Source organism: Paenibacillus sp. SZ31, from assembly GCF_012912005.1.
GTDB lineage: Bacteria > Bacillota > Bacilli > Paenibacillales > Paenibacillaceae > Paenibacillus.
On sequence record NZ_JABBEA010000001.1, the window covers coordinates 556,196 to 570,007 of the forward strand.

General features: G+C 43.9%; 13 protein-coding genes. 2 read left to right on the forward strand and 11 right to left on the reverse strand.

All coding sequences use genetic code 11. The features are described 5' to 3' along the window. Positions 1 to 16: 16 nt before the first annotated feature. From sufU to HF638_RS02610, 6 genes are all read right to left on the reverse strand, one after another. Complete coding sequence (gene sufU / locus HF638_RS02585; protein WP_169478722.1) at positions 17 to 448, reverse strand: Fe-S cluster assembly sulfur transfer protein SufU; 432 nt, start codon at positions 446 to 448, stop codon at positions 17 to 19. Continuing rightward, positions 438 to 1,658 (reverse strand): cysteine desulfurase, encoded by a 1,221-nt coding sequence (locus HF638_RS02590; protein WP_047842300.1) that lies wholly within the window; start codon positions 1,656 to 1,658, stop codon positions 438 to 440. The genes sufU and HF638_RS02590 overlap by 11 nt, the downstream gene beginning before the upstream one ends. Continuing rightward, the gene (sufD, locus tag HF638_RS02595; RefSeq protein ID WP_169478723.1) at positions 1,655 to 2,959 is read right to left on the reverse strand and encodes a Fe-S cluster assembly protein SufD; all 1,305 of its coding nucleotides are present in this window, start codon (positions 2,957 to 2,959) and stop codon (positions 1,655 to 1,657) included. Before sufD ends, HF638_RS02590 begins: the two co-directional genes overlap by 4 nt. A 25-nt stretch (positions 2,960 to 2,984) precedes the next feature. Next, positions 2,985 to 3,767, reverse strand: coding sequence for a Fe-S cluster assembly ATPase SufC (sufC, locus tag HF638_RS02600; RefSeq protein ID WP_017689540.1), 783 nt, complete (start codon positions 3,765 to 3,767; stop codon positions 2,985 to 2,987). A 377-nt stretch (positions 3,768 to 4,144) separates the two neighbouring features. Then, positions 4,145 to 4,720: a DUF1802 family protein gene (locus tag HF638_RS02605; RefSeq protein WP_017689541.1), complete on the reverse strand. Its 576-nt coding sequence runs from the start codon at positions 4,718 to 4,720 to the stop codon at positions 4,145 to 4,147. A 126-nt stretch (positions 4,721 to 4,846) separates the two neighbouring features. After that, positions 4,847 to 5,308 carry a Dps family protein gene (locus HF638_RS02610; protein WP_169478724.1) on the reverse strand — a complete coding sequence of 154 codons (462 nt, stop codon included), beginning with the start codon at positions 5,306 to 5,308 and terminating at the stop codon, positions 4,847 to 4,849. A gap of 297 nt (positions 5,309 to 5,605) precedes the next feature. Between HF638_RS02610 and mtnK the strand changes: the two genes are divergently transcribed. After that, a complete protein-coding gene (gene mtnK, locus HF638_RS02615; protein WP_169478725.1) occupies positions 5,606 to 6,823 on the forward strand; it encodes an S-methyl-5-thioribose kinase in 1,218 nt (405 codons plus the stop codon). Positions 6,824 to 6,846: 23 nt separating this feature from the next. Next, on the forward strand, positions 6,847 to 7,920 hold the full coding sequence (mtnA, locus tag HF638_RS02620; protein WP_169478726.1) for an S-methyl-5-thioribose-1-phosphate isomerase: 1,074 nt from the start codon (positions 6,847 to 6,849) through the stop codon (positions 7,918 to 7,920). 117 nt (positions 7,921 to 8,037) lie between these two features. On the opposite strand, the gene HF638_RS02625 is transcribed toward mtnA, so the two are convergent. The 5 genes from HF638_RS02625 to HF638_RS02645 form a co-directional block, all read right to left on the reverse strand. Further along, positions 8,038 to 8,340: a YunC family protein gene (locus HF638_RS02625; protein WP_017689545.1), complete on the reverse strand. Its 303-nt coding sequence runs from the start codon at positions 8,338 to 8,340 to the stop codon at positions 8,038 to 8,040. Between the two features lie 223 nt (positions 8,341 to 8,563). Further along, entirely contained in the window at positions 8,564 to 9,169 is a 606-nt protein-coding gene (locus HF638_RS02630; protein ID WP_169478727.1) for a hypothetical protein, read from the reverse strand. A gap of 148 nt (positions 9,170 to 9,317) precedes the next feature. Further along, entirely contained in the window at positions 9,318 to 9,572 is a 255-nt protein-coding gene (locus tag HF638_RS02635) for a hypothetical protein (RefSeq protein WP_169478728.1), read from the reverse strand. Between the two features lie 145 nt (positions 9,573 to 9,717). Next, a complete protein-coding gene (locus tag HF638_RS02640) occupies positions 9,718 to 11,664 on the reverse strand; it encodes a CBM96 family carbohydrate-binding protein (RefSeq protein ID WP_169478729.1) in 1,947 nt (648 codons plus the stop codon). Between the two features lie 23 nt (positions 11,665 to 11,687). Continuing rightward, on the reverse strand, positions 11,688 to 13,796 hold the full coding sequence (locus tag HF638_RS02645; RefSeq protein ID WP_169478730.1) for a hypothetical protein: 2,109 nt from the start codon (positions 13,794 to 13,796) through the stop codon (positions 11,688 to 11,690). Between the last annotated feature and the right edge of the window lie 16 nt (positions 13,797 to 13,812).

Genomic DNA, 13,812 nt, shown 5'->3' on the forward strand with positions numbered 1-13,812 from the left:
CTCTACCTCCCTATCGTTATTGTACTTTGTTCTCTTCGTCAATCCCTTTGCGTAATGCATTCCAGGCCAGAGTGGCACATTTGATGCGTGCAGGGAACTTGTTCACACCGGATAGGGCTTCGAGATCTTCATAATCGTCGAAATCGACTTCTTCACCTTTCATCAGTGAGGAAAAACGGTTAGCGATATCGAGTGCCTGTTCCATCGTTTTGCCTTTGACAGCCTCTGTCATCATCGATGCCGAGGACATGCTGATGGAGCAGCCTTCACCCGTATATTTGGCTTCCTGAACGATTCCGTCTTTCAACAAAATTTGCAGTGAAATCCGGTCGCCGCACGTTGGATTATTCAAATTCACCGTGACAGCTTCATTATCAAATGTTCCGCGGTTACGCGGGTTTTTGTAGTGGTCCATTATAACACGTCTGTACAGATCATCAAGTTGCATCGCCAAAATACTCCTTTGTCTGGATTAAGGCGCTGACAAGCCGATCTACATCTTGTTCGTTGTTGTATAGATAGAAGCTGGCACGAGCTGTTGAGCTAACTTCAAGCCAGCGCATTAGCGGTTGACAGCAATGGTGTCCGGCACGAATGGCTACGCCACTCGCATCCAGCACGGTTGCCACATCATGCGGATGAACATCCCCCAGATTAAAGGTAACGACACCCACATGCCGCTTGGCTGGGCCATAGATGGTTAACCCATCGATCTCAGCCAGTCGTTCTGTTGCATAAGCTGCCAGCACACTCTCATGATGTGCGATCTCATCCATACCAATCTGCTCCAGAAAATCAATGGCAGCTCCCAAACCTACCGCACCTGCGATAATTGGGGTTCCACCTTCGAACTTCCAGGGAAGCTCTTTCCAGTTGGATTCGTACAGACCCACATCATCAATCATTTCACCACCGAACTCAATGGGTTCCATGGACTCCAGCAGCGCCTTTTTGCCGTAGAGTGCACCGATTCCGGTTGGTCCGCACATTTTATGACCGGATAATGCATAGAAATCACAGTCCAGATCCTGAACGTCCACCTTCATATGAGGTGTGCTTTGTGCGCCATCAACAACGATGACAGCACCATTACGGTGTGCAATTTCAGCAATTTGTTTCACAGGATGGATCAGACCCATAACATTGGATACATAAGCGATTGCTACAATTTTAGTATTGTTCGTAATCGTCTTCTCAACATCAGCCAATTCAATATGACCGTCAGGCTGAAGCGGAATGTATTTCAATGTTGCACCTGTCTCCTTGGCAACCTGCTGCCAAGGAATCAGATTACTATGGTGCTCCATTTGCGTGATAACAATTTCATCGCCTTCTTTGCAATTGGCGCGGGCGTACGATGAAGCCACCAGATTGAGGGCTGTCGTTGTCCCGCGAGTAAAGATAATCTCCTGTGTACTGCGGGCATTGATAAACTTGGCTACCTTCTCACGTGCGCCTTCGTAAGCGTCCGTTGCACGGCTTCCAAGGGTATGAACACCACGGTGTACGTTGGAGTTCTCATACTCATAATAATGTTTGACTGCTTCGATCACAGCATGAGGCTTCTGTGAAGTTGCAGCACTATCTAAATATACGAGCGGGTGTCCGTTAATTTCCTGGTGGAGGATCGGGAACTGCTCGCGAATGGATGGGTTCATTGTCCCAGCTTCTTCTCAATCAGGGACTGCAATTGGGTGCGCAGTGCTTCCAGAGGAATATCCGCCACCACCGGAGCTAGGAAGCCATAGATGATCAGGCGTTCGGCATCCGTACGGTTAATTCCGCGCGACATCAAGTAATGAATCTGCTCGGCATTGACTTGACCAACAGAAGCCGCGTGACCTGCTGTTACATCATCTTCATCAATAAGGAGGATTGGGTTCGCATCTCCACGTGCTTTAGGGCTCAGCATCAACACTTTCTCTGTCTGCTGTCCATCGGCTTTGGTAGCGCCTTTCTCAATCTTCGTGATTCCGTTAATGATTGCAGATGCTTCTTCACGCATAACTGCACGTGTAATCATCTGACTTGGTGTATTCTTGCCGAAGTGACGAGCTTCTGTGGTGTAGTTGATTTTCTGCGAACCGGAACCTACAGCGATGACTTTGGAATCAGAACTTGATCCATTGCCTTTCAGCACGGTCATCGTGTTGCTCGCTGTGTCGCCATTGTTCATTTCGCCTACAATCCACTCGATGGAAGCATCATTCTCTAACACTGCACGACGGAATGAAACATCAGTTACATTCACACTCAGTTGATGAACCGATGCGAAACGTACTTTAGCACCGGATTTTGCGAATACTTCCACAACACCATTATGGAAAACAGGTGCGGACAATTCGCCAGATACATAGTTATCAACATAAGTTACTGAACTGTTTGCTTCTACAACAACAAGCACGTGAGGTGCAAACGTTGCAGATGCGTCATCCGTAAGCAACACTGCTTGCAGTGGTACTTCGATTTCGACATTTTTCGGAACATACAGGAAGACCCCGCCATTCCAAAGTGCCGCATGTAATGCAGCGAGGGAATGCTCATCCGCTTTAACTGCTGTGTTCAGATATGGTTTTACCAGATCGCCATGTTCGCGAACCGCTGTAGCCAGATCCGTGAAGATAACTCCTTTTGCTGCCAGATCAGCAGACACCTTGGAGTATACCGTACCGGAATTGCGCTGGATAACCAGACTGCCTTCAGCTTGATCCTGAACCAGATCTTTAATAGAAGCAGGTACTTCTGTCAAAGAAGAAATGGCTTCACTTGTTTTATATGTTCCGTACTCGCTGACATTCCAGCGTTCGATTTTTTGTTTTTCCAGTTTAGGAAGCGCAAGCCCGCTCGCAAGCTTCAAAGCTTCGAGCCGCTGTTCGGTCAACCAGCCGGGTTCATTGTTGCTTTCCGACAAGGCGCGAAGCGCTTCAGATTCAACCGGAAGAATTGTTTGTGTAGTCATTGATTAATCCTCCTCCGTTTTGTCTTTACGCTTCTTGACCTACAGTTTCGTCTGTAATTCCCAGCTCTGCCTTTACCCAGTCATACCCTTCCGCTTCCAGACGGTGAGCCAATTCAGGTCCGCCGGATTTCACGATACGACCTTGCATCATTACGTGAACATAGTCAGGCGTAATGTAGTTCAACAGACGTTGGTAGTGAGTGATGATCAGGAAGCCACGATCTTCGCTCTTCATAGCGTTCACACCGTCAGCCACGATTTTCAAAGCATCGATGTCCAGACCGGAGTCGATTTCATCAAGTACTACGATTTTCGGATCAAGCAACATCATTTGCAGAATTTCGTTACGTTTTTTCTCACCACCGGAGAAACCTTCATTCAGGTAACGGTGAGCAAACTCAGGGTTCATGTCGAGTTCTTTCATTTTACCTTCCATTTGACGAATGAACTTGATCAGAGAGATCTCGTTACCTTCGCCACGACGTGCGTTAATTGCACTACGCAAGAAGTCGGAGTTCGTAACACCAGCAATTTCACTTGGGTATTGCATAGCCAGGAAGAGACCTGCACGTGCACGCTCATCTACAGCCATATCCAATACATCTTCACCATCAAGTGTAATTGTACCGTCTGTTACTTCATATTTAGGGTGACCCATCAATGCAGAAGCCAGAGTGGATTTACCTGTTCCGTTCGGTCCCATGATTGCGTGGATTTCTCCACCTTTCATTTCCAAGTTGATGCCTTTCAGGATTTCCTTACCTTCGATCGTCGCTTTCAGACCTTCAATGACGAAATTCGTAGCCATGTGTATTGTTTCCCTCCATTGATTAAATTGATGTTAGTTGTCGAAAACGAAAAAGCGCCTATTATATCTGAACAGGGCTTCCCCTGAATTTCTCCTGTACTCGAATCTTCAAAGCAAGAACACTTTAGAATAATTCTAAACTGATTCTCAATGATAATCAAGTCATTTCCTAAGAACCTTTGTCCCTTGCAGGAAACATTATTCTTTCTGATTCTATATTAAAAGACAAATTGAATCAAATTAGAAAACATCTTACGCACAAATGTACAGTGAGAAAAATCACAGCAATTTAAGATTTTATGCCATCTGCTGTACACTAATCCAAAAAAGGACTTATCCATATTATGGACAAGTCCCTCCGTTAATAACGTTACCATTTACAATTTGAGCATCTCGTTAATCTTCTGTACCTGTTCGTCAAAATCCGCAACGTCCACCACCGGCGTCATTTCGCGCGGCACCGGACCATTCGGAATAGAAATCCATGAACGGCAACCATTATATTCAGGCAGTACGGGGATCTCCATCGGTTCCTTCAAAAGGTACACACGTAAAATCAATACATGGAGCGGATCTTTCCGTTTCCATTTCAAACGGTCTTCGGCAAAATCCGCTGTCCACATATGAAAGTCAAGAAGTCGATCCAACATCTCCTGATCTCGTATCTCCAGATCCTGCGTTACTTCAGCATATGCCGTAATGCGGATTGTCGAAGCTTCGGGCACCCATTCGGCCAATGATTCTTCAACATAGGATTGATCCGAGGACTTAATCAGTTCTTTACGCTGATGTTCATAAGTCGGATACAGGTAAAACGCTGGACTTTTCAGCTCAAAATGTCGGGTTTCCTCTACGATCCCACCTTTGCGCATCACCATAATCTGGCGACCCGTTTCCAGTGCTTTGATTGCAGAAGCCCATTCTTTTAAAGCCGGTATCGTTGGTTCTAACATAAGCGGTTCCCTCCCCTATCGTTCTTGTCAGCAGTATAGACGCTCAGGGTGTTTCTGACAACATGATCCGGGCTTAGAAAGCTTACGTAAAAGACACACTTGTATTAGGCTTAAATCGTAGATGTATTAACCCAGGAAAGAGCGAAGCATCCACATATGTTTCTCCAGATCAGCCTTGAAGCCTGTCAGCATATCGGATGTTGGTTGATCTTCAGCTGTATCTGCAACTTCGATACCCTCCTGATATTCGTTCGAAAGTGTAGCGAAGTCCTCAATCAGGTTTTGTACCATTGTTTTCGCGTCTTCGCCACCTGCTGCTTCCTGGATAGAGGAAAGCTCCAGATACTCTTTCATTGTAGCCGCAGGGCTACCTTTCAGCGTAAGAATACGCTCAGCGATTTCATCCATTTGCACCGTAACTTCGTTGTAGAACTCTTCGAATTTCACATGCAGCGTGAAGAAGTTAGGTCCTTTAACGTACCAGTGATAGTTATGGATTTTGACATACAATACGTTCAGGTTAGCCACCTGACGATTAAGTACTTGTTCCACCGATTTTGCTTGATCTGTTTTGTTTGTTGTAGCCATATTAATCCCATCCCTTATTTAAAATTAGTCTGTCATGCAGCGGTAAGCAGGTTGTCCTGCACTGTATAACAGAGAGTTAATAATATGTCACCGCTTGGTAGCGGAGAGGCTTGTGAACAGCGTTTTTCTCAACTGTCCGGCCTATTTGTTTTTACCCTTGAACAGGAAGTTCGAATCAGGATCGACTTGGCTTGTCTCAAAAAAAAGTTCAAAAACCGCGCTATTTCCGATATACTGACATATACCAAGCAAAGAAGTGGGTTTTCCTGTTTCTTCATATATATGGAGGTGGCACCTTTGTCCCAATATCACCCTTTTACCCCCCAGGATGCAATTGAACTGGCCAAAACATTACCGGGTCCATTTGCGGCAGATGCAAATCTGGATTGTCACGAGATCGGCGACGGCAATCTGAATTTGGTATTCCACATTACGGATCAGAACTCCGATAAAAGTATCATTATCAAACAGGCGCTTCCTTATGCGAAAGTGGTTGGAGAATCATGGCCACTCTCTCTGGTACGCGCCCGAATCGAACGTGAAATTCTGCAAGAAGAGCATCGTTTGTGTCCAGGTATGGTACCCGAAGTGTATCATTACGATGATGACCTTGCTTTAACGGTTATGGAAGATCTGAGTGATCATGTGATCATGCGCAAAGGCCTGATCGAAGGTGTTACCTATCCTCTTTTTGCACAGCATATTGGGGAGTTCATGGCAAGAACGCTGTTCTTCACATCCGACTTGGGCATGGATCAGCAGTTGAAGAAGGAACAACAGGGCAGATTCATTAATCCGGACCAATGCAAAATAACGGAAGATCTGATCTTTGATGAACCCTACCGGATCGCCGAGAAAAATAATTATGATGTTTCCATTGAAGACGAAGCTGAAGCCCTTCGAACAGATGGAGAGCTTCACCTTGAAGTGGCTTTGCTGCGGGAAAAATTCCTTACACATGGGCAGGCACTGCTCCACGGAGATCTGCATACAGGCAGTATTTTTGTTACACCTGAATCTACCAAGGTCATTGATCCCGAATTTGCGTATTATGGCCCCATGGGATTCGATGTCGGTGCAGTCCTTGCGAACCTGCTCTTGAATTACGCATCCCTGCCAGGATGGATTCAGGATGAGACTGCTTTGCGTGAGCGTGAGACGCTTTTGCTGAATATGGTTCGTGATGTATGGATTGAATTCGAATCTCGTTTCCGTGCCCTCTGGGCTACTGACCTGGTTGATCCAATGGCGAAAACGCCGGGGTACCAAGATCTCTATGTACAACAATTGTTCAGAGATTCGATCGGCTTCGCAGGTGCCAAAATGGTTCGTCGTATCGTCGGCCTCGCTCATGTGGCAGACATAGATACCATTTCGGATGCGACTGAACGTGAACGTTCTCAACGTAAATCATTGGCCATTGGTAAAGCGTTAATCAAGAACAATCGTCGCTTGAATACCATCGGTGAAGTGCTGGATATTGTATCTACAGCTGTCTCAACTACTAAGGCTTAACATAAGGAACGGAGGAACCATCCATGACAACCCCTGAATATCAGCCTCTGTCCTCTCTCATCTGGAAAAAGGACAAGCTTGAAATGCTTGACCAGCGTCTGCTGCCCGAAACCATCCTCATGCTGAAATTGTACACACCCGAGGAAGTATGGGAATCCATCCACTCCATGAAAGTACGCGGTGCTCCAGCAATCGGTATCGCTGCTGCATTTGGTGTTGTACTGGGTGCGAAGTCATATGACGGATCGACCATTCAAGGTTGGCTGGATCACGTAAAATCCATATGTGCTCATCTGGCTACTTCCCGTCCAACAGCGGTGAACCTTTTCTGGGCACTGGATCGTATGATGCAAAAAGCAAATGAGGTCATTGAATCCGGCCTGAGTCTGGAAGAGGGCAATGCTGCTCTTGAAGTAGAAGCTCTGTTGATTCAGAAGGAGGACGAAGAAGTGTGCCGCATGATCGGCGAGAATGCACTACCTTTGTTCGAAGATGGTATGGGTGTACTCACCCACTGTAATGCAGGCGGACTGGCAACAGCGAAATACGGTACGGCAACTGCTCCAATGTATCTCGCGCAGGAACGCGGCATTCACCTCAAAGTATTTGCAGACGAGACTCGTCCTGTACTTCAAGGTGCACGCTTGACTGCATTTGAGTTACAGCAAGCTGGCATTGACGTTACGCTGCTCTGTGATAATATGGCAGGCATGGTCATGTCCAAAGGCTGGATTCAAGCCGTTATCGTCGGAACTGATCGTGTTGCAGCGAATGGTGACGTAGCGAACAAAATCGGAACCTACAGCGTAGCCGTGCTAGCCAAGGCTCACAATATTCCGTTCTATGTAGCCAGCCCATTGTCGACCATCGACTTGTCCACTCCATCCGGCGACCTGATTCCAATTGAGGAACGTGCTGCGGAGGAAGTGACCGAAGGATTTGGCAAACGAACAGCACCGCAAGGTGTTAAAGTATACAATCCAGCATTTGACGTAACGCCTAACGAATATGTAACAGCTATTATCACGGAAAAAGGCGTTGTTCGCGCTCCTTTCCAAGAAAACCTGGCTGCCTTATTCGCGAAGGATGAAGCTTAATTTAATAAGAGTATTCAAGAAGAGTTCGTGTATAGCTTTGGTGGCTACAACGTGCCAAGCTCTGCATTACAACGCTAACAGAAGGGCTTCCCATATGGGGAGCCCTTCTGTTAGTGATTAGATCATTTTCAACAAAGCCTCTACGCCCGTCATGCCAACCGTAATGCCCATGGCCTCGGCTTCTGTTGTCACCGACTCCATAGGTGCATGCAGCAATTGCTCCAGTGTACGCACACCAACCGCCCGAGCTGCAATAATTTTGCGATCCCCGAGCTTCTCATTAAGTAATCCCACGTCGAGTGCTCCGCACATGATATATCCTTTGGATGTGTTAATGGTCAACAACGTTGTTTTGGGCAGTTTGACTTCTACCCCAACCAATACATGCTCTCCAACTACAATAGGCTCCATCGTCACCATAATTTCCCGATCCACCTCCTCTTCCACAGGTCACGATAATTGTATGCCTCATTCTGGATTGTCGTGTGGACACCTGCCGTGTTTGAGAAAATGTAGGTACTTACAGTTCGGATACAATGTTGGTAATTCTCTTCGCAGACTTAGATAGGAGGGATATGCTTAATTCGAAAATAAAAAGCTACCTCAAAAATGAGGCAGCTCCTTCACTGATTTAACCTACACTTTACATAGAATCCATTAGTTCATCGATATCGAAGTCCAGAGAGTTATCGCTGTAGATTACTCGATTAATTAAGAAGCTTCCAAAGATAGAGAGGGAAAGACTAATATGTGTTTTTTTCTTATCTACTATCCAATAGCATTGGTAGCTTATCTTTCCAGCAGCCAAATCTTTCTCTTCGCCTTCATATGGAGTAACACGCTTGCCGCTCCGATTAAGTATGTCTCTGTTGTTAATAGATCCCTCATATGTATCAAAGAGATCTCTTTTTAAACTGAAATATTCACTAATCAAGTCCCTTGTAGTTCCATTTGTATTGTTTGGGTCAAATACATACATTGCACGAACTAATTTGTTTTTGTAAAACAAGTAATACAAATTCGCATTCTTTCTAAATCCTTTTGTTTTATAAACTAAGTAGGTGAAATCTTTACTCTCTACTGTTTCCAATATCTTCGATTTTTCTTTCTTTTTAACCTGATTAACAGTCATGCCCCAATTTACGTTTTTGAAATCATACTTAGTAGCTGCTGTCGCTGGTGCGGGTGCATATGTAGTTGAAATGATAAATAATAATAAGGCTAAAAACGATAAAACCAACTTCTTCATACGTAGACCTCGTTTCCTAAATTATGGAATCATCATACCATGCCAAAAGGAGTAGGTCTATAGGATTAGATATCAGAGATTACAACGCAGAGAATAAACTCCATACTAAAAAGCCACCTCACCCAAGGTGAGTCAAATTAGGCCTACCTTAAAACGTATGTTGATCATTCTTTAATCGCCTTATCTCCGTCAAATCTCTTCTAATTCCCAGTACACGTCTATGAAGTGCACTTCGATCTATTGATTCAGCTACTGTCTGTTTGAACTGGATATCCAATTCACTTAATTGCTCCTGAGCTAGTTTCTTTTTATGTATTACTTGAAGTTTTTTTGTTTCAGGCTTGATACGCTTCAATCTCTTCTGCTTCATAATCTGTTCAAATACGCTGTCCTCTTGACGCATGGTCTTCATTCCTTAATATGTGATGAACATATTGTAACATAACGAGAAGACGACTGTTACACAATAAAGTACAGATGCTTAGAGTTGGGCAAGAGCCTAAACGCAAAAAAAAGAGGGCCAATGCCCTCTTTGATGATATATCATTTTATAGAATGTAAAAATAGGCTTGATTCCCTGGACTCTTCACAATCACTGTGGTCACTAAATCACTAGCATCCCGTTTACGGATACTTGCGATTGAATCTAACTCCTCATTTGCAATAACTCTTGGTAGGATATACGCGGCCAGATCAGGCATGGAAATTGTCAGTTCAGTAGCCATATCAACAATCTGTCTCACATCTACTGTAGACTGCATATCCTTCCACTCTCGCACCTGAAGATAGCCATCCAAATATTCTCTTTCCTTGATACTAATGTGGCTATCCAAAACATCCATATACTTGACTTCAATGCTGGAAAGTACATCAGGTTTGGAGATATATAATTGCCCAGGCTGTTCTTCCAGATAAGGAATCTCAAGACTGCCTGCCCTCTCATCATGTTCTAATGATCTGACTTGAAGGACGCTATTCAGATCAGGTTTATTAACCATAATCTCCGAAATCACAGTCGAATCACATTCGTACATGACCATTAACAAAGACCCCAACATCGAAGTTGCTTTTATATAATTGGAGACTTCCAATGAAGCATGAAGATCAGGTATGGATACAATTAAACTCGTATCCCGTCCATCATAGAACAACTGTGATATCGTTAACGTACTGACCAGAGACATCTGTCTATCTACCGTAATAACTGAAGGTAAGTCAGGATGAGACACTGCGATTTCTACAGTTTTTTCTTCGTCCAGACCTGTTCTAACGGTAAGATTGCATTCTGTATCTCTAGTTGTTCGTATGGCGGTAATGAACTGAGAATGAAGCTCGGGCTTAGAAATAGAAACCCATGTTTCCTTCTCTTCTGTCCTACTTTCAGCAATAGAGATGTTCGAATCTAGTTCCGCATCTACACGTTTAGCTATTATCAGATCTACATCCAGGTCCGGACGGCTGACCGCGATTACTTGAGGTATATCATGATGCATGTGATCCTCATAGCGGTGAACGTACAACTGGGATTTGAGCCAGTCCAGCCCAATATCACTGTGTACAACTAACGTTGAAGCTATGTCTTTGCGACCTGCACCATAAATAAAAACTTCACTTTCGATTTCGGTTCGACCGATGGAATAGATCTGAGAAGTGATATATTTGATCTGCAAAACAGGTGGTTTGGAAGACTCACGAGTGTTGAAATATATCGGCGTGTTACCGCTAGACTGAATAATCATTCCAACATTCGAAAGAATACCTTCTCTCCACATTTGAAGTAATGCCATCATATCAAACTCAACATAACGTTCAGTCGTATTCATGATATAACTGGACGATAAGAGCTGAATGGACTGAGGTCTGTTCGCATACGTAATCCCGTACTCACGCCACAACGTATCAGGCTGATGCAGCTCAATGTGTGCTCCAGGTGCCAGGGTTCCTGTGTAATATAACCTCAATTTCGCGTCTTCCAGATATAACAGATCAGGTATTCTAGTATCCAAATCACCGAAATGTATAAGCGATTCGAATTGCTCCATCTCGTCTCTGCCGATCATCATACGCTGTGTATCACCAAAATTGATCGTCTGCAAGTGAGTTTGACTTCGCGTGGTTGCATCAGCAACAGGCTTAAGATTAACAGTTACACGCGGTGCTTCCAGTAATTCATATTTGCCGTGTGCACGGTTATGTGGGCGAACGTACAGCATGCCTTCAAGATCAACTTTGGATGCCGCTTGAATGGTTGCGCTCAGATCTCCTTGCGACCTGTACATCACCGATAGCGAATTGCTCAATTCCTGTGACCGTCTGACACGTACGGATACACTGGAGACGATCTCGGACACTTTTCTTGTAGCAGCTATTAAGGTCGAAGGCAGTTCTTCATCTACTTGATTGTACAGGATATACTTTGCTGCAAAACGATTTGCCGGACTTTTAATATGTATATAACTTTCTAATAGAGTCTCCCCGTTATTAATTCCACTCACTTCCTGTCTCATTGTATTGAGAGCTACACCCGGTCTGCTGTGACCTTCATTTCAAAATTACCATTAGGATTCGGCTTGGCATGAATATCTGTTGCGATACGAATATAAAAATCGATGCTACCCTCCGGTTGAATCAGACCATAGGTCAGATAATCGATCGGAAGAAACGGATCGGCCTGTCTGGACAATTGGACGTCAACACCATCCGTTTCGAATTTCTTATCCATCTCCAGGTAAACATGATCCACAGCATATCCAAGCAAGTTTTTAATTCTGACTTTCTTCGTTAATGTCGTCTGTCCGGCAATGATCACCCCATAATCAAGTTGTTTCAAAATACCCCCAAAGGTATCTGAAAGAAAATCTCCAGACTCATCCATAAACATTAATCCTGAATACGATCCGATAAACTTGGTTTCCCGAGAGTCTACTGCACCCCAATAGTCCTGAAATTCAACCTTCAATATATTCTCTACGCCAAAATTAACATTTCTCTCGTCAATATTGAGTTCAATATTGAATGGTGAAGCTGCTAGTCGCGTAAAATTGCCATCCGCCGGATAATACGTTTTACCGTTCAACAACACGCGGTACTTAACCTTGCCTTGATCTGCATCATCAAGCACACCTGTAAGTTTGTTGCCAGAGAAGGTCAGGTCGATTGTGGCAGTGGTGTTTAACAATTGCAGTGACATATCTCTAAACTCCACCGCATTACGCGGTGCATCAACGATCATCTTCACTTCGTCCAGCGAATAGCTGTTTTCATAGTGCTTACTGCTATCGAAGTAATAGGCGATTCGTGTTAAAGCTATTAAATCCTTTTCAGGGATGGCGTTGAGTGTGTCCAGATTCATTCCTTTTCTCTTGAATAGGGTTGTATTCTGAATATCCAGATCAAGCCACTTGTTGAAACGGTATGTCTTCCATGTGAGCCCTGAGTCGAACGAAGCAGCCATCCTTAATATACCTTGCGGACTGTTCTCCGTTACTTTCGTAGCAATAACCTTTTTGACATCTCCATATAACGCTATGTCTGTTGGTTGCACAATTAACTGTTCAAACGGTAGCGCGTTATACGTCAGCACCATGTCCCGATTTCCGGCGATTACCTCTTCATCATTCGTCCACGTTACCACGTCAAAATCTCCCTCAAGTTCATCCAATGGGGAGTAGTTAGCCGTAATATTCAGTTCCGCTGATGTTTTGGATGGATCATCTGTGTAGTATAGAACGTCTGCACTATCACCCAACTCATCGTAGAGGGTAAATGGTTCGGTTTCGATTGTAATCGTTGATTCGGTTTGATTTGGGTCATCGGTGTATTCGATGATTTTGATCTCTTTGTCTTCCCATTCTTCGGCTAGGGTGAAGGGATCGGTTTCAATTGTGACTACTGATTCTGTTGCCGTTGGATCATCAGTATAATAAAGTACTTCAATATCCTTGTCTGCCCACTCTTCTTCGAGAGTAAAAGGTTCGGTTTCGATGTTAAAGGATGCATTCGAAACTCTTGAATCTGTTGTGTAATAACACAATTCTATTTCGCCTACCAATTTCACCCACATGTCTTCTGGAATAGTAGTGATATCATCTATCCCAAATTCTTTATAATCATTTTCCGTTGGAATTGCATTAATCAGAGTTGTCCAGCTCGTACCATTGATATATTTATATTGATCGGCATGGAAGACTAATGTTTTATATGAACCAGTAGCACCAAACTCACCAGAACTATCAATATCAATAGCATCTATCCAAATATTTGCGTTTTGATTATTTTTAATTTCAACAGTGTGGACTTTATTAATCAAACCTAGTTTTTCATAAGTAAGAACTTGATAAACTAATCCAGCATTCTGAGTGGTTTTTTCAACTACTCCATCTATGATGACACTAATATCACTACTACCAGTTGTATATTGAGCTCCGATTAACCTAATTTTAGTACCCTTAAAGGTAAACTTAACAGTACTATCATTAGTCGATGCTAACATCGCTGTGTTGTTATATAAATCGCTAGATGCTGGTTTTGACCAACTACTTCCAGCGTAGGTGATTAGCTCATGTCGATCATCAATTCTCTGCCAACCCGATTCTGGAGATGGTAAAAATTGTCCTATTGTTGCCATTGTCTCACTCCTCTCT